The 17,345-nt window shown below is 49.8% G+C and carries 15 protein-coding genes and 1 riboswitch; of the genes, 2 read left to right on the forward strand and 13 right to left on the reverse strand.

All coding sequences use genetic code 11. The features are described 5' to 3' along the window. Positions 1-184: 184 nt before the first annotated feature. Positions 185-1,276, forward strand: a complete 1,092-nt coding sequence (locus BUA17_RS16095; RefSeq protein WP_072734252.1) for a M24 family metallopeptidase — start codon at positions 185-187, stop codon at positions 1,274-1,276. Between the two features lie 104 nt (positions 1,277-1,380). On the opposite strand, the gene BUA17_RS16100 is transcribed toward BUA17_RS16095, so the two are convergent. Together BUA17_RS16100 and BUA17_RS16105 are read right to left on the reverse strand one after the other, a co-directional pair. Continuing rightward, positions 1,381-2,064, reverse strand: a complete 684-nt coding sequence (locus BUA17_RS16100; protein ID WP_063564370.1) for a queuosine precursor transporter — start codon at positions 2,062-2,064, stop codon at positions 1,381-1,383. A gap of 259 nt (positions 2,065-2,323) precedes the next feature. Then, complete coding sequence (locus BUA17_RS16105; RefSeq protein ID WP_072734253.1) at positions 2,324-3,721, reverse strand: L-cystine transporter; 1,398 nt, start codon at positions 3,719-3,721, stop codon at positions 2,324-2,326. A gap of 334 nt (positions 3,722-4,055) precedes the next feature. Here BUA17_RS16105 and BUA17_RS16110 point away from each other — a divergent pair, with 334 nt between their 5' ends. Then, positions 4,056-5,756 carry a methyl-accepting chemotaxis protein gene (locus BUA17_RS16110; protein ID WP_072734254.1) on the forward strand — a complete coding sequence of 567 codons (1,701 nt, stop codon included), beginning with the start codon at positions 4,056-4,058 and terminating at the stop codon, positions 5,754-5,756. Between the two features lie 345 nt (positions 5,757-6,101). On the opposite strand, the gene BUA17_RS16115 is transcribed toward BUA17_RS16110, so the two are convergent. From BUA17_RS16115 to cobD, 11 genes are all read right to left on the reverse strand, one after another. Then, the gene (locus BUA17_RS16115; RefSeq protein WP_072734439.1) at positions 6,102-7,643 is read right to left on the reverse strand and encodes a cobyric acid synthase; all 1,542 of its coding nucleotides are present in this window, start codon (positions 7,641-7,643) and stop codon (positions 6,102-6,104) included. 72 nt (positions 7,644-7,715) lie between these two features. After that, the gene (cobS, locus tag BUA17_RS16120) at positions 7,716-8,606 is read right to left on the reverse strand and encodes an adenosylcobinamide-GDP ribazoletransferase (protein WP_072734255.1); all 891 of its coding nucleotides are present in this window, start codon (positions 8,604-8,606) and stop codon (positions 7,716-7,718) included. Beyond that, entirely contained in the window at positions 8,603-9,163 is a 561-nt protein-coding gene (gene cobU / locus BUA17_RS16125; protein ID WP_072734256.1) for a bifunctional adenosylcobinamide kinase/adenosylcobinamide-phosphate guanylyltransferase, read from the reverse strand. The genes cobS and cobU overlap by 4 nt, the downstream gene beginning before the upstream one ends. Beyond that, entirely contained in the window at positions 9,160-10,299 is a 1,140-nt protein-coding gene (gene cobT / locus BUA17_RS16130) for a nicotinate-nucleotide--dimethylbenzimidazole phosphoribosyltransferase (protein ID WP_072734440.1), read from the reverse strand. The genes cobU and cobT overlap by 4 nt, the downstream gene beginning before the upstream one ends. 47 nt (positions 10,300-10,346) lie before the next feature. Continuing rightward, a complete protein-coding gene (locus BUA17_RS16135) occupies positions 10,347-11,126 on the reverse strand; it encodes an ABC transporter ATP-binding protein (protein ID WP_244552173.1) in 780 nt (259 codons plus the stop codon). 38 nt (positions 11,127-11,164) lie between these two features. Beyond that, positions 11,165-12,211: a FecCD family ABC transporter permease gene (locus BUA17_RS16140; RefSeq protein ID WP_072734257.1), complete on the reverse strand. Its 1,047-nt coding sequence runs from the start codon at positions 12,209-12,211 to the stop codon at positions 11,165-11,167. Next, the gene (locus tag BUA17_RS16145; RefSeq protein ID WP_072734258.1) at positions 12,208-13,209 is read right to left on the reverse strand and encodes an ABC transporter substrate-binding protein; all 1,002 of its coding nucleotides are present in this window, start codon (positions 13,207-13,209) and stop codon (positions 12,208-12,210) included. The genes BUA17_RS16140 and BUA17_RS16145 overlap by 4 nt, the downstream gene beginning before the upstream one ends. 199 nt (positions 13,210-13,408) lie before the next feature. Further along, positions 13,409-13,546, reverse strand: a riboswitch (cobalamin riboswitch). A 166-nt stretch (positions 13,547-13,712) separates the two neighbouring features. Continuing rightward, positions 13,713-14,360: a histidine phosphatase family protein gene (locus tag BUA17_RS16150; RefSeq protein ID WP_072734259.1), complete on the reverse strand. Its 648-nt coding sequence runs from the start codon at positions 14,358-14,360 to the stop codon at positions 13,713-13,715. Next, positions 14,351-15,331, reverse strand: a complete 981-nt coding sequence (gene cbiB, locus BUA17_RS16155; RefSeq protein ID WP_072734442.1) for an adenosylcobinamide-phosphate synthase CbiB — start codon at positions 15,329-15,331, stop codon at positions 14,351-14,353. The genes BUA17_RS16150 and cbiB overlap by 10 nt, the downstream gene beginning before the upstream one ends. 44 nt (positions 15,332-15,375) lie before the next feature. Continuing rightward, complete coding sequence (locus tag BUA17_RS16160) at positions 15,376-16,194, reverse strand: adenosylcobinamide amidohydrolase (protein ID WP_072734260.1); 819 nt, start codon at positions 16,192-16,194, stop codon at positions 15,376-15,378. Next, a complete protein-coding gene (gene cobD / locus BUA17_RS16165; protein ID WP_139295673.1) occupies positions 16,175-17,323 on the reverse strand; it encodes a threonine-phosphate decarboxylase CobD in 1,149 nt (382 codons plus the stop codon). The genes BUA17_RS16160 and cobD overlap by 20 nt, the downstream gene beginning before the upstream one ends. Between the last annotated feature and the right edge of the window lie 22 nt (positions 17,324-17,345).

The raw sequence follows: 17,345 nt of genomic DNA on the forward strand, positions 1-17,345 counted from the left end.
AGTAAATAAGTAAGTAAGCAAATTAGCAACCCTACGCGGTTTCGCCCTGTATTACCCTCCCTACCTGCCACTCAAACGGGTAGTTAAAGCTAATTTTCGGTCATCATTCCTGCCTCCATTTGGATTTCCCCGACATTCTTCTATAATAGAAAGATAGAACGAATGAAAGGTGGACATATAACTAATGAATCAAACTCCTTTATCCCGGCTGGAAGCTGGTCTGTCTACGCAAGGATTGGACGCCATGCTGATTACAGATCCGAAGCATATTTACTATTTAACAGGTTTTGCGAGTAATCCGCATGAACGTTTCCTTGGGCTTGTTCTTGCACGCGGCGAAGATCCGCTGTTGATCGTGCCTGCACTTGACGAGGAAGCTGCAGCAGCCGCTTCTTCGGTCTCGAACATTGCCACGCATTCAGATACGGACAATCCTTACGCCTTATTTGAGCGTTATCAAGAACGTCTGGGCCGCGTAGGTCTCGAAAAAGAATACGTGACTGTCGCACGTTATGAACAGTTGACCGCCGCGCTGGGCGCTGCCAACTTTGAAGATGTCGGCCCTTTGCTTCGCACCTTGCGTGTGAAAAAAACACCGGATGAAGTCGCTCGCATTCGCCACGCCATTCATCTGATCGAAGAGACGCTCCGCCAAGGACTGTCTCACGTTCGTACAGGTGTAACCGAAATCGAACTGGTTGCCGAAATGGAATACCAGATGAAGAAACTGGGTGCAGACGGCCCTTCCTTTGATACCATGGTGCTCACAGGACCCAAAACAGGCTTGCCACATGGCACACCAGGTGAACGCAAATTGCAGCATGGCGATCTGTTGATGTTCGATATGGGTGTCTACGCTGGTGGGTATGCATCAGATATTACGCGCACATTTGCCTTTGGTGACATTTCACCTGAACTTAAAACCATCTATAACACTGTGCTCGCAGCAAACGAAGCTGCCATTCGTGCAGTTAAGCCAGGTGTCACCTGTGCGGATATTGACCGTGCAGCACGCCAGGTTACGGAAGAAGCCGGATACGGCGAACGTTTCCTGCACAGAGTTGGACATGGAATGGGCATTGACGTGCATGAGTATCCTTCACTGCATGGTCAGAACATGGACATTCTGGAGGAAGGTACGGTATTTACGATTGAGCCGGGTATTTATGTAACCGGAGCAGGCGGTGTACGTATCGAGGATGATGTAATTGTGACGGAGACGGGTGTAGAAGTTCTGACGACATATCCGAAAGAGCTGCAAATCCTGACGGACTAATCCTTTTTGGTCATAAGCAAAAGTCCCGTGAAACCATGAATGCATGGCTTTGCGGGACTTTTGTGTTTGAATTCAGCATTTTGCAGAAGAACTTAACTACGAATCTAAGCTTCATCCTTGAATTTAAAGCTTCGTGCAGCATATAGAAACGGCGTTCCTACCGCGGTCAATACAAATTTGATCACGTATGTGGTCAAGAAAATTTCAAGCCAAACGTCCCATGGATAGATGAAGGCAAACGCAATCGTGCAAAATACCAGTGTATCCGCGAACGAACTGATGATCGAACTGCCGTTGGTTCGTATCCACAACTGATTACGCCCTGGCGCCACCTTACGCAGCCAAGTGTATAGTCGCACGTCCAGGAACTGACTGATGAAATAGGCTGTCAGACTACCGAGTGCCAGACGTGGCAGCATACCAAACAATTTTTCCATCGACTCCTGTGCAAAGTCCGTCGATGCTGGCTCAAAGAACAATACCATCTGCATCAGCACTGTCGTCATAATCAAAGTGAAGAACCCGAACCATACGGCTTTACGTGCCTCACCTGGTCCATATTTCTCATTGAGCAAATCACTGGTCAAGTACATGCTGACATACATCGTATTGCCCAGCGTCAGAACGATACCCATAATATCTATCGTTTTGGTCACCTGTATATTGGCAATGACTGTTGCCACACCAATCCAGGCATAAAGACCCTTTTTGCCGAACAAGCGGTAACACAAAAGAAAAAAGCCGTACGTTACGAGAACGAAAAGCGCTCCCCATCCTAAATTAAACAATATAAATACACTGCCTTCCTAGTTTTGATTACGCGGGATGGTTACGAACCGCGGTTTGACTCTGGGCCAAAACATGAATACTCTATCACATTTCCCCAAGCTTGAACAGCACTAAATAACTCCAACTGGCTTCAGATGATATTCACCGTATGCCCAACGGATGCTAAAAGCAAAAAGCCGCCCTCCGGATTAACCCGAAGAACGGCTGCTCTTGCATGGCTTGTGGCAGTAACTGCCATCCGCCTATTATGAATCTGAATTACGCCTGAACGGCTGAATCCAGATCACGACTTTGATCATTAAATGTATCATGATCGTTTTCTTTCAGAATTTTGCTAGTCACAAGTCCTGAAGTCATAGACCCGTTCACGTTCAATGCTGTACGACCCATATCGATCAACGGTTCAACCGAGATCAACAACCCTGCCAGAGCTACCGGCAAGTTCATCGTGGACAACACGATCAGGGAAGCGAAGGTTGCCCCGCCGCCTACACCAGCTACACCGAATGAACTGATCATGACAACCAGGATCAGGGTAATAATGAAGTCCCAGCTCAGCGGATCGATTCCGACCGTTGGAGCAATCATCACCGCCAGCATGGCCGGATAGATCCCGGCGCAGCCGTTTTGACCAATCGTGGCCCCAAAGCTTGCTGACAGATTCGCAATCCCGTCGGATACACCCAGTTTCTTCGTCTGCGTCTCCACGTTAAGCGGAATTGCTGCCGCACTTGAACGAGAGGTAAAGGCAAATACCAGAGTTGGCAAAACCTTTTTCAGATACGTGAGTGGGTTGAACCCAGAGAGCGCAATGATAATCAGATGAATGATGAACATGACGAGCAACGCAACATAGGATGCAATCACGAATTTGATCAGCTTCAGAATCTCATCCGCATTCGTGGTGGCCGTTACCTTGGTAATCAGTGCCAAAATCCCGTAAGGCGTCAGCCTGAGCACCAGTGTTACAATTCGCATAACCACCGCATATACCGCATTGACCATACCTCGGAATGTTTCCGCCTGCTGTGGTTTTTTGCGATCCAATCCGAGCACCGCCACACCGATAAACGCCGAGAAAATAACAACCGCCAGTGTGGATGTACGACGTTCTCCGGTCATGTCCGCGAATGGATTCGACGGAATGAACTCCAGTACTTGCTGTGGAATCGTCTGATCCTTCACGTCAACGAGACGTTCCTCCATCTTCTGCCCCTGTGCAAGCTCTCGGTCTCCACCTTCGATCTCAATGGAAGTCAGGTTGAAGCTCAAGCTTGTCACAATGCTGACCCCTGCGGCAATAGCCGTCGTGATCAACAAGATCGCGATAATCGAAACACTCATTTTACCGAGATTCTGCTTGCCTTTCAGATTCATGATGGCCGATATGATAGAGACCATGATCAATGGAATCACGACCATTTGTAACAAACGAACATATCCTGAACCGGCCAGATTAAACCAATCGACCGACTTGGTAATGATTTCAGAATCAGATGTGTAGATCAATTGCAGAATGACGCCGTATACAACCCCGATGCCCAAACCCGCAAATACACGCTTGGTAAAGGAAATATGTTTCTTCTGCATCCAGTACAGGACACCCAGAAGAGCGAGCATAACCACTACGTTCAAAATGATTAAAAAAGTATTCATCTGTATAAATCCTCCTCAGTGTGAGTAACCGGATATTCCGGTTTTCTACTCGCTCAAAAGCGATATTCAACAATATATCACATAACAAACTATTCTGGTAGGTATTAATTGATATTATGTAATATGCGTGTAATAAATTCATCTATTCCTGAAAAAAATACACTGAATCGTGAAAATTATTGTATTCAACCTCCGGTTAATTTTGTAATATAGGTATATCCGCTTATTCCCAAGTTTTCTCAACGTGAAAATTAGGCCTTTCTTCGTTGGTATTTAGTCTTACGATAACGGAAAAGCGACGATGTTAATGAACATGACGTGAAAGGATGATCCTATGTTTCGAAATCGCACCGTTGCCGGTAAAATCAGAGGCACTTTGTTCCTCGTACTGCTGGTTGCTTCCCTGTTGTTTAGTATCAGTTTCTATGCTGTCTCCATGAATATTATGCAGAGTTACGTGCTTCCACAGTTCGACAAGGTCCTGGGCACGTCCATTCAGGATATATACAAAAACACATCCGCTTCTAAAATTTTGCAAGTACAGAGTGGCGGAGCTGGCTCTGAGGGTGCTGCACTGACCGTGGAATCCTATTTGGCTGGCAAAGCCAAAGAGCATAATCTGGACGGAGCATACGTTGTCTCTATTCAGGATGGTAAAGCTACGGTTGTCATCGCAAATACCTCCTCGGGCATGAAAGCCGGAGATGAGATTAAAGTAGAAGCAGCAATGAATGAGGCCACTGAGAAAAAAGAAATGGAAATCAGCCAAGTTTATGCCGATTCCTTCGGTGTACATAAAGCAGCCTTTATTCCGATCGCAGGAAGTAACATGATCATGGCTGTTAGCATGGATGCCCAATTCATTCAGGACAAAATTGCACAGATCTTCTGGTTGTGCCTCGGTATCACGGCATTGGTCTTTTTGCTCGGATGGCTCATCTCAACAAGCATGATCAAACGTGTAACCAAGCCGATCATTCAGCTCGTTCAACATAGCAAACAGATATCACAAGGAGATCTGACTGCTGAACTTCAGATTAAAGGTAAGGATGAAATTGCACAGCTCGCTTCAAGCTTCCAGACGATGACTCATAATCTGAAAGAAATGATTAGCCGTGCCCTCTCCACATCCAATGAAGTTGTGGAAGGCTCCAATGATTTGCTCAAACGGGTAGAATCCATGTCCGGTATGGTGAAAGACTCCAGTCGTTCTGCAGAAAGTGCCGAGAAAGGCAGCGTAAGTATCGCTTCCAGCGCAGCCGAAAATGCCAGAGCCATGGAAGAAATCACGCAAGGCATCATGCATATTGCCTCCTCTTCTGCCGAAGTATCCGAGCAGATCGGAGATGCTGCAAACGAAGCTGTTAACGGTAACCGTCTGGCACAGGATGCCATTCAGCAAATGGAACGTGTCGGCCAGACCGCGAGCGAATCTCTGCGTTATGTGGAAACGATGAACGAGCGCTCGATCGCGATAGGAACTATCGTTCAATCCATTTTTGAAATCACGAAACAGATTAACATGCTGTCCCTCAACGCTTCCATTGAAGCAGCACGTGCTGGAGAGCATGGACGCGGGTTTGCCGTTGTTGCCGGAGAAGTACGCAAACTGGCGGAGCAATCCAAAACAGCTACGGAGGAAATCTCCGATTACCTGGGAACCATCCGTGAAGATGCTGAACGTTCGGTTGATGCTATGAACCGCGTAACCCAAGAGATTGGATCAGGTACTCACGTGGTTCAACAGGCAGGCTCCGCATTCCAGCAGCTTAACGAATTGATCCAGAACGTCAATCTGACCATTCAGACGGTATCGGCCTCTACCCAGCAAGTATCAGCTGGAGCTGAACAAGTCAGTGCTTCCGTGGAAGAAACGGCTCAGATCACGTCCAAATCCCGTCAAAGCATGCAAGAGATTGCTTCTACAGCGGATCTCCAACTGAATGAAATGGACTCCCATTCCAGCACGGTACGTCATCTACATGAGCAAGCGGTAGAACTGCAATCCGCCATGAAGAACTTCAAAATAAACTAACCGGAATACCTTTAACCCATTATTTCCATCTTCGAATCAAACTTTAACATTAGGTACACAAATACCCCCATGCTCAGCATCGTTCCAGGTTTCAGGGAACGTTGCCACACATGGGGGTATTCTTTTGGACTGCACATTATATAAATTGAACAAATGAATATGTACACGCTCCACTCCGATGACAGAACAACCTTCCGATCGCTGTTACCCCCAGATTTTTTTGATTCACTTTTAAAAAGGGTAAAATCTGGGGGTAAAGGCGAACGCTTCGCTTCTTCAGGTTGTTTCTGTCCTCTACGTTCTCGTGTAAATGTCTAGTTTAAATTAATATAGCATGCAGTTTTTTTATTTAGGTGGCTGAACGCCCATAATCTCGTATACACGCTGCATGTTCAATGAAGAACGTAATGATTCAGCTACACGGTCAAACTCCATTTCCTTACGTTCACGTGCGCTGTACGTCTCCAGCAACGGAGCAAGCCCTTTTCCTTCACGTAGACCATTAAGCCATGAGCGCCGGAACTGATCACTTTCAAACAAACCATGGAGGTATGTTCCCCACACTTTGCCGTCAGTCGTGCCCCAGCCTTCATTGAAGGATTGACCTCCCGGATGGGCGATTTCGAATAAGGCCGTTACACGTTCAGGCTCAATACACTCGGTAACACCCATATGAATCTCGTATCCATTGATCGGCAACGAGTTTGCTGCATCACTTTCCTTGGGTAAACGAATTGGATGAAGACCGTGTACATGCCCAGAGGCTCTTACCGTTTGTTTGTTCTGCAGAAAGGTTGTCGATATGGGTAGCCATCCCAATCCATGGGCTTCCTGGATCTGATTCGCTTCTACCGCAAATGGATCTTTGAGATGCTGACCGAGCATCTGATATCCACCACATATCCCGACAAGCTGAACGTGTTCACGCTCCGTCTGGCTGGCAATCGCTTGCTCCAGTCCTGACGCACGCAGAAATGTCAGATCACCGATCGTATCCTTCGTACCCGGAAGCAGAATGGCGTCGGGATACCCTAGTTCATCGGGAGAAGTCACGTATCGCACATTCACATCCGGCTCCCTGGAAAGGGCATCAAAGTCTGTAAAGTTGGAAATACGCGGATAACGAATTACCGCAAGGTCCAGCTCCTGCTGACCGGATTTGCCGTGTCGCATGGAATCCAGTACCACGGAGTCTTCCGCTTCAATCTGAATATCGCTTATGTAAGGCAATACGCCTAATACGGGAATACCTGTCCGTTCTTCAAGCCAGTCCAACCCAGGCTGCAGCAAGGACAGATCTCCACGAAACTTGTTGATGATGAATCCTTTTACACGCTGAACCTCGTGCGGCTCAAGCAGCTCCAGTGTACCTACAATGGAGGCAAAGACACCACCACGATCAATATCCGAGATCAGAATAACCGGAGCATCCGCCCAGCCCGCCAGATTCATGTTAACGATATCCCGATCCTTCAGATTGATCTCCGCAGGACTGCCTGCACCTTCCATCAGCACAATATCATACGTCGCGCGCAACCGATTCAGTGCATCCATGACCGTTTGTTTGGCTTCGGGTAGGAAATGCTGCCGGTAGTCCCATGCACTCATCTGTGTAAGAGGCACACCGTGCACGACAATCTGGGAATGCATATCCCGAACCGGCTTGATCAGGATCGGATTCATATCCGTCGTCGCTTCAATGCCGCATGCCTCGGCTTGCGCTCCCTGGGCTCTTCCGATTTCCTTGCCGTCTTCCGTGACGTAAGAATTCAGTGCCATGTTCTGTGATTTGAACGGAGCCGGCCTGAAGCCATCCTGCTTGAATATTCGGCATAAGGCCGTCGTAATTACACTTTTCCCCACATCCGATGCCGTCCCTTGCAGCATTAATACTGCTGCCGTTTGTTCGGACGTTTGTGCAGAAGTATCTTCCACGTTCCCTCACCTCCACTCTCAGCGTTATATCAAAAAGAATCCCTGCAACAGAATAAGTACGGTTAACAGGGCGGCTTCCAGCAATTCATTCATGGCTCCATACGTGTCCCCTGTTAGTCCACCCAGCCTTTCACTGATACGCCCGGCAACGAATTTGCCAATTACATAACCAGCCAGCGGCACCACTATGATCGCTGCAACAGGATACAGCCACCATGGTAACGTCCCCAATCCATTCTCCGTCGCCAGTACCTGAAACATGGCTGTATCCGGCTGGAAGATCCATACAACTGCCCATGTGATCACACCTGCCAGAATGGATAGTCCTACCGCAGAGCTGCGTGCACGCTGGACTTCCCTCCGTTCACCCAATCCCTTGAACAGGACAGCGAGTCCGTCGTCCTTGCGTGCATTCGGCCAAGCCGCCATGGCATACACCATGAACCAACGGCTCCAGATCATCGGCAGGATGAGTAAAGCTCCATAGGCCCAGTTGCCACGAGCGATAAAGTCAGCAATCAATGCTGCTTTCATCATCAACAGCAGGACACAGGCGATTACGCCCATGGCCCCCACACGACTGTCTTTCATAATCTCCAGCATTCGCTCACGGGTTCGATAACTGAGTAGCCCATCTGCCGTATCCATCCAGCCATCCAGATGAAGGCCTCCGGTTAGCCATACCCATAACGTCAAGGTTAACACCGCTGCCGGAAACGATGGAAGCAGTGCACCCATCAGGGCTCCGCCCAGCCAGACGCATAATCCGATGATCGCACCAACCAGCGGGTAATATACTACACTCTCCCGCAATATTGGCGGGGCGAAATCAAGCTGCATTTTTACCGGGAAACGGGACAGAAATTGAAAAGCGGCCGCAGCCGCATGTTTTTGTTCAAGATCGCCTTTACTCATAAACGATACTCCCTGCTTTTCAGCTCAATCGCAATGCCCACTGTCACCAGAAACACTTCGCGGCAAATCGCTGCAATCCGCTGATTGAGAATGCCCGCCAGATCCCGATATCTTCTGCCCAGCGCATACTCCGGCACAATACCGTCCCCTACTTCATTGGTGACAAGCACGAGCAGACCCGGATACGAATGGATGGCCGCTACCAGCGCGTCCATATGATCGTACAGCACCTGCACCGGTTCATGTTCATGCGCTAACAGTACATTACTGAGCCACAGTGTCAGACAATCGACCAGAACGGTTGGTGCAGACGTACCTGTATGGGACTCTCCCATTTGTGTAATTAACTCAGACAATGCCAGCGGTTCCTCCACCGTATGCCATAGATATCCTGCTTCATCCCGCTGGCTCTGATGCAGACGTATACGCTCACGCATCTCGTCATCATAAGCTTGAGCCGTAGCGACATACCAAGCCTCAGAGGATCGCTGCATACAGAGACGCTCGGCAAATGAACTTTTGCCACTTCGTGCCCCGCCCGTCACGAGAACACTCATGAGGATAACTCCCCTTGAACAGATGAATCAGCAGAGTCTGATGAAGACTCCGTAGGTTGAGTCTCGTTCGTCTCGTTCGTGCCACCAGATACCCCTGCACTTGCAAATGTCGCCATCTCATTTAGAATGCGGCATGACGCATCAATCAGATGAAGACTAAGAACGCCTCCGGTACCTTCACCCAGTCGCATGTCCAGATCAAGCATGGGCTTCAGACCAAGCTCACGCAGCAACGCTGCATGTCCACTTTCATGCGATGTGTGGGAAGCAATCATGTATTCTGTGCTGAGCGGAGCAAGATGACTCGCAATCAACGCGGCAGCGGTGGAGATAAATCCATCCACGACAACCGGGCATCCGTTTGCAGCAGCAGCGAGAATCACGCCTGTCAGTCCGGCAATCTCCAGTCCGCCCACTTTGCACAGTACATCGAGTGCATCGTCTACATCCGGAGCATTCACGCTGAGGGCTTGGCTGACTACTGCGGCTTTGCGCTGCAAACCGGCATCATCCACCCCTGTTCCCCGACCAACCGCTGAAGCAGGTGCTGTTCCGGTTAATGCACACATCACCGCAGCGCTAGCGGTTGTATTACCGATTCCCATCTCTCCGGTCACAAACAACTGCGTTCCCTTCGCAACCTCGGTGGAGACCACTTCAGCTCCTGCAAGAATGGCCTGAATCGCCTCGCCCCGGGTCATGGCAGCACCCTTCGCCATGTTGGCTGTTCCTTTACGGACTTTACGGGAGACCAGGTCTGGATGATCCAGATCCGCATTCACCCCGATATCCACACAGATCACATGAGCTCCAGCGTGGCGCGCAAGTACATTGACAGCCGCTCCCCCTGCTAGGAAATTCAGGACCATCTGCGGCGTTACCTCAGCAGGAAAAGCGCTAATCCCTTCTTCAACCACCCCATGATCCGCAGCCATAACGATGACAGCTCTTCGATCAAAGCAAGGCCGAGCCTCACCGGTGATCCCCGCCAGACGAATAACTAGCTGTTCAAGCTTGCCCAGACTGCCGGGTGGCTTCGTCAATGCATCCACATGCGCGGAAGCTTCAGCCGCAACTGCCTCATGTGGACCCACGATCCGACCCATTAACCGTTCCAACACCTGTTCATTATTCATACAGCCAGCACTTCCTTTATTAAAATATAGGGTATCCCCCGCTTCATTCATTTCTTCTCTCGTCTTAGCAAAAGCTGTGGCAATCCATTGTCGGGATGATTCACCATGGCCGGGCTCACCCGGAAGATCTCCCGGATGTTCTCTTCCGTCATCAACGAATGGGGTGTGCCACTGCCTACACAAGTCCCGTCACGCAGCGCCAGAATATGATCGCAAAATTGTGCGGCCAGGTTCAGATCATGCAGCACCGCCACAATCGTAATATGATTTTTTTGACGCCACGCTGATAATAACTCCATGAATTGCAATTGATATTTGATATCGAGAAAGGTGGTTGGCTCGTCAAGCAATAATAGCCTGGGTTCCTGAGCCATGACTTTGGCAAGCGCAACCCGCTGCCGTTGTCCGCCACTCAGTGCATCCAAAGGTCGTTCGGCCATGTCACTCAGACCCAACTCCTCTAACACCTTATCAACTACTGCTGCTCCATCCGACGTTTCTTTGCCAAGCCAGTTCTGATAAGGGTAACGTCCCATCTCGACAACATCTCTTACGGGATAAGAGATGGCCGGCAGACCATCCTGCTGCAAGACCGCAATCATACGTGACAAATCTTTACGGGTGTATGAGGAAATGTCGCGTCCATCAATCTGTATGCTGCCTGCGTTCGGCTGTTCGGTTCCGGCAAGTAGCTGAATCAGGGTCGATTTGCCACTGCCGTTTGGACCAACAACGCCCCACCATTCACCCTCTTTGACTTTCCAGTCCACTGCATGCAGAGCCCGATGGTTACCATACATTTTACCAGCTTCCGTGACCTCTATCATCGGCCGGCTCTCGGTAAGGTCTGTTTTCATGAATGTGCTCATGGCATCATCCCCTTCCGCAGCTTTTTGTTCCGGTGTAGCAGATACGCGAAGAATGGCGCTCCAACGAAAGCCGTAACCACACCCAGCGGAATTTCGGTTGGGGCCAGCAATGAGCGTGCAATCGTATCTGCCCAGACCATGAAGATGGCTCCCCCAATCGCGGACAAAGGCACCAGCAATCGATAATCAGGTCCGACGATGAGCCGAAGAATATGCGGAATGACCAATCCGACGAAGCCAATCACGCCCGATACGGAGACAGCGCCTGCCGTAAGCAGCGTACCCACAGCTAACACCGACAGCTTCAATCCATCCACCTTAACCCCGATATGAGCAGCCTGTCGTTCCCCCAAGGCAAGCACATTCAACGAACGCGCACGGCTCCAGAGGAAAATCAGCCCCAGTACAAAATACGGGAAAAGGATGGCCGTATACGACCACCCACGCAGTGCCAGACTTCCCATCGTCCAGTATATAATTTCAGTGATTGTCTGTTTCGACATGGTCGACAGGAAGGAGACGACTGCTCCCAGGAAACTTTGCATGACCACGCCAGCCAGAATGAGGCTGTGTGTCGGTATTTTGCGTCCCTCACGAGCGAGGGCCAGCACAAACCACAATGTGATTACTCCCGTCAGAAACGCGACCAATGGCAGAGTCCAGATCCCAATCAGCGCATACTGCAATCCGAAAAAAATCAGAAAAGCCGCACCTACCGATGCACCGGACGATACGCCCAGGGTAAACGGATCAGCCAGAGGGTTACGAAGAACCCCCTGGAATCCAGTTCCAGCAATCGCCAGCGATGCACCTACAAGCACGGCAAGCAGTACACGTGGGAATCTGACCTTCCATATAATCTGTTCTGCTGCCGTATTCCAGTCAGGAACAATCCAGTCGCCCAGCCAGGGAATGCGATGAAGCAAGATGCCCGCAATGTCCCGGACAGGCAGGGCAACCGAACCGATGCCCGTGCAGATGAGCACGGTTAACACAAGCAGCACAATTCCGGCCGTTCCGTACACTGCCAGCTTTTTACTCATTTGAACAGATCAGGATAGATCGCTTTGGCTACTTCTTTCAGACCTTGGGTTACCCGTGGTCCCGGACGGCTCAACAGGTTGGCATCCAGACCGATGACTGCATCGTTTTTCACAGCCGTGATTTGATCCCATCCGCTGCGTGCTTTGATGATTTGATCCAATGTTTTGGAATTTTCATCAATGACATCGTTCGCATATAGAATGACGTCCGGGTTAGAAGCAATAATGTTCTCTTCATTAATCTGATTCCAGCCAGTCAAGTCGGAAGCTACGTTGTTTCCTCCGGCAAGTGTGATCAATTCATCCATGAATTCGCCTTTACCCACAGTCCAGCCTGGGGAGAATTCAACGTATACTTTTTTCTTTTCTTCTGGTTTAACTGCCTTCACAGCTTCAGTTACATCAGCCACATCTTTTTTCATCTGGGTGATGATCTCCTGTGCTTTTTCCTGATGATCCGTGATTTCACCAAAAGTTTCAATGTTATTCATCACATCATCCACTGATTTAGGATCTGTTTTGAAAATGGTAATGCCCAGATCGCGCAGTTTCTTCACCGACTCTTTGCTCATCGAGATACCTGTAAATACGATGTCAGCTTCAGCTGCAATGATCGACTCTTCATTAGGCTTTGTTATGCCGCCCATTTTTGGTTTCTTTGTTGCTGCTTCCGGATAGTCGTCATAGTCGGATACCCCTACGATCTGCTCGTCCAATCCGAGTGCGAACAGGGATTCCGTTTCAGCCGGAGATACGGATACGATTTTGGCTGGTGCTTTGTCAAAGGTAAACGATTCACCCGTAGCATCTGTAACCGTGAGTGGATATTGTGTTTTGAGATCTGTTTTAGCCTGTTCCTGGGATTGCTCCTGTGCAGGTTGCGAGGTTCCTGTACCCTCGTTTGTTGTTGTACCACATCCGGCCAACGTCAGTGCCAGCATCGCTGCGCTCAGCAGTGACGCTACGCCTTTCCATGTCTTGAAATTCATTGTGTTCATTCTCCCCTTCTCTATCCATTCTAGTGAGTAGTGCTCCTGTCCCAATTCCGCTTGAATTTGTGTTCCGAAAAAATAAAATCCCCAATCCTTGGGTCAGGATCAGGGATGACGTCTCGCATGTGGCGATCTGTGCATGATCAGCTTGGCGCTGTATATGCACAGAGAACTGCCCGAAACGCTGTCCTTTCCTCGAAGGAACACCGGTTTATACGTCCAGGGCAGGTAACCTGACTTACAGGAATTCATCCTGATTTACAGTGGCGGGACCGTGCCGGATTTACACCGGCTTCCCTATTTCACCCGTTTGCCGTTCATCGCCTTATATAAAAGCATGAAACATTACTGCATGCACTCGGGACCCATGGTCGCTAATATTGTTTAACCATTCAAGTGAGCATCCTGCATCGTTGGCAGGGCTTGTTGAGCCTCCATCCGATGATGCACTTGCTAAGTCACACTTCTGTTGTGATTATAGGTTATATTGTACATCCTTACAACCCGATTTACGGAAAAGTCAATCTGGTTCCAACCCAGCTATCCCCATCGCCAGCCAGCCGGATCTTTATCGCTTGTCCTGGTACTACCTGCGTATCCCAGAAATCTTGATTCGGAATGAGACGTGACACAATATAACGAATAACACCGCCATGCGTAATCACGGCTACTTTTGGCACGTTTATGCTGCGAGAGTGCAGTATTGGTGAAAAGGACATCAGACACTCTTCCATAAATGAATCAATCCGCGCTGCAAATGCTGTCCAAGGCTCGCCACTCGGTGGCGTTACCTCATGCGGCGCATCGATCCAGTCTCGGTACTGCGGATTGTCCTTGAGCTGATCGTAGGTCAACCCCTCCCACTGACCAAAGTCGATCTCCCTTAGTCGGGCATCAAGCTTGGCCTGTCCCATTTGGGACGATGCAATGTGTGAAAGTGTCTGCTGACAACGCAGCATATCACTGCAATACAAGGCGTCGCATGTGATATCGCTACACTGCTCACGCAGTGAAGATAGCTCCTGCTTTGCCTCAGGCAACAGTCCGATGTCAGTATGCCCAAGATACCTTTTTTCCAAGTTCCACGCCGTTGTACCATGACGTATCAAAATAATCTCACGGCTTTGCATGCCACCATGTCCAGCTTCTATCTCCATAACAGTGCACCTCCAGCAGACCATATCCCGAAGGTGACCAACCAACATAATAAAACAAAAGAACCTGCCGACCAGAACATAAGCCGTGTTGTTCGTACAATATCTTCTGCTTCCATCCGTCTTGTAGGCTCGCCCATATATGCGCGAAATGAAGCAACGCCGTGATATACGTTATGTCCACCAAGTCTTATGCCCAGCGCTCCGGCCACCGCTGACTCGGGAAAACCGCTATTCGGGCTTGGGTGCAGTCGTGCATCCCGGGACACCATGCGTGCTGCCCCTCTGGCATCCATCTTCATGAACCAGGCTCCCATAATTAACAGCAAGGCAGTAAGACGTGCGGGAATCCAGTTGGCCCAATCATCCAGACGGGCAGACGCCCAGCCGAGATGCAGATATTTTTCATTTTTATAACCCACCATGGAGTCCAGTGTATTCACCGCCCGATAGGCCATGGCAAGTGGTGCACCACCAATCAGGGCATAGAACAGTGGAGAGACGATTGCATCCACGATATTTTCCGCCACAGTCTCCACCGTTCCTCGCACAATCTCCGGTTCATCCAGATGAGCCGTATCACGTCCTACAATCATACCCAGTGAACGTCTCGCCGCAGGCCAATCCTGTTGACTTAAATGGCGGTAAACTTCCATACCTGCATCCTTCAAACCTTTCGAGGCAATGGTGGTTGCGATTAACACCACTTCTGCCACAACCGCAACAACGGGATGTATAAGACCCAGCACATAGATTAATCCCCAAGTCAGTGCAAAAGAACCGCCTGCAATCAAAAGTGGAAATAAAACGCCAGCTCTTTGGAGAGCCTGGTTCGAATCCACCCGCGACCTTATCGCTCGCTCCAGTGCAGAGATGGCCTTTCCCATGCCAATCACCGGATGGGGAATCCAGCGTGGATCTCCGATGCAGCGATCCAATATGTATGCTCCTACAATAATCCAGGCTCCAGCCATTCCCGTCCAGATCGGCCAAGAAGCCCATTGAATCAGCAGAGATGTCATTGCTTGTTATTCCTCTCTTTCCACTCCTGCGCGGCTTTCAGGCTTTCCATTATCGTCTCATACACCAGCCTGCCGATCGCTGCACCCATGACCGTAGCCGTCCCGGCGTAACTGATGAGCGGTTTATTTACTTCAGCCTGGCTTACCGCGAGTACGATGGCATCCGTTGTTGTTCCGGTTGCGGTTAGACCATTCTCTGAATCGGCCACACCGAAATCAGCTAACGCAGCGGCCTTCGCCTCTACCGCAGTCTGAATGGCATTCACCATCGCTCCAGCAGTCATACGCCCATTCATCCACAACATGATATTGATCGTACCGGGAGTATAGGTTGAAGTCGAAACCTTCCCAATTTTCTGGGACACCGTCCCATTGCTCATCTCATTCCCCGCAGCATCAAACACGGTTCTTGCAGAACCCGCCCGTGCAGCATTGGATACCCCTGCTGTAGTGCAGCAAAGTAATCCGAACTCATCACTTTCGCATTCCTGGATCGCTGTGTGCTCCAATCGAACGGCAGTCAGAAGACCGGCACATTGATCCTGCTGCTCCTGCCATTCACTCAACAGATCAGCAATATCACGTGGTGGATCGTCACAGCGATAATGTTTGTCCACATAGATGTTGAATATACGATCCAGTTCAATCATGCCGCCCTCATACACGGCACTGGAGAGTGCTGTTACAACAGAGGGGCTGGACGCTTTAATATGCCGTTCATGTGCAGAGACGAATAATCCTGGCCATACAGAAGATCTGTATTCATTTTGGTCCTTTTGTACATGGGAATAATAATTATAGAATGGCAGTGCCATCGCTTTGTCCCCCTGCCTCTAATCCGGTTGTCGGATTAGACGTAATTACATTTCCTATCGTTTCCAGCAAACGTCCGTTAGCCTCCGCGTCCTTGACCGCAAAACGTACATGTCGTTCCCCAAGTCCGGGATACATTGCGCAGCTTCGGATCAGTATACCGCGTTCACCGAGGGCAGCCTGGATGGACGTCGCTGTCCACGGCTCTGGCAGAGCTACCAGTATAAAGTTCGCTTCCCCTCGCGTCACCTTACATCCCAAAGCCTTCAGGCCTTCCGTTAATCTCCCCCGCTCGTGTGAAACCAGTGCCAATGTCTCCTGTTCAAAATCCTCTCCGCTGCGCAAACAGGCTTCTCCTGCGATCAGTGCCAGCCCATTCACACTCCAGGTGACTTGTTTCTCTGTCATGGCACGGATCAGTTCGGGACGCCCCATCGCATAACCCAGACGCAGGCCTGGTATCGCATAAAACTTGGTCATTGAACGAATGATGATCACTTGCGGATACTCTTTCAAGCTGGACGCCAGCGATTGCCGCTGTGATTCAGCAATAAAATCGATAAATGCCTCATCGACAACCAATATTGTGCCTGTTGTCTCTGCTTTACGAGCAAGCCGTTGCAGAACGTCCACCGGATACTGTACCCCATTGGGGTTGTTGGGCTGTCCAAGGAATAGCAGGTCCACCCGCTCCATCAGCTTCTCAATATCTTCCGGTTCTGCTCGCCAGTCCAGCTCTTCCCGTCCTTGAACATGGTGGACTTCTGCTCCAAATTGTCTGGATAATGCACTGTACTCTGAAAAGCCGGGCTCTACCGTACCTACTCTACGAGGCGCGAGTCCAAGTAAGATTAGAGCCATACTTTCCGCCGCCCCATTGCCCACAGATATGTGATCCGGGGTTAAACCCAGTCGGTCACTAAGCAACATTTTGAACGCCCGATGGCCCGGATCGGGGTAACGAAGTACCATATGTAATCCTTGCTCCAGAGCCTCCAGTACTTCCCGAGGTGGACCCAAAGGATTTATGTTTGCGCTAAAATCGAGGAAATCCGCAGGATTCCCTCCAAAACGTGCCGCGGCCGTCTCCACATCACCGCCATGTCCGAAAACTTCAATTAAACCGGTCATCCTGTCCGTCATCCTTTCTGCA

This window comes from Paenibacillus sp. ov031 (assembly GCF_900143165.1).
Lineage (GTDB): Bacteria > Bacillota > Bacilli > Paenibacillales > Paenibacillaceae > Paenibacillus > Paenibacillus marchantiae.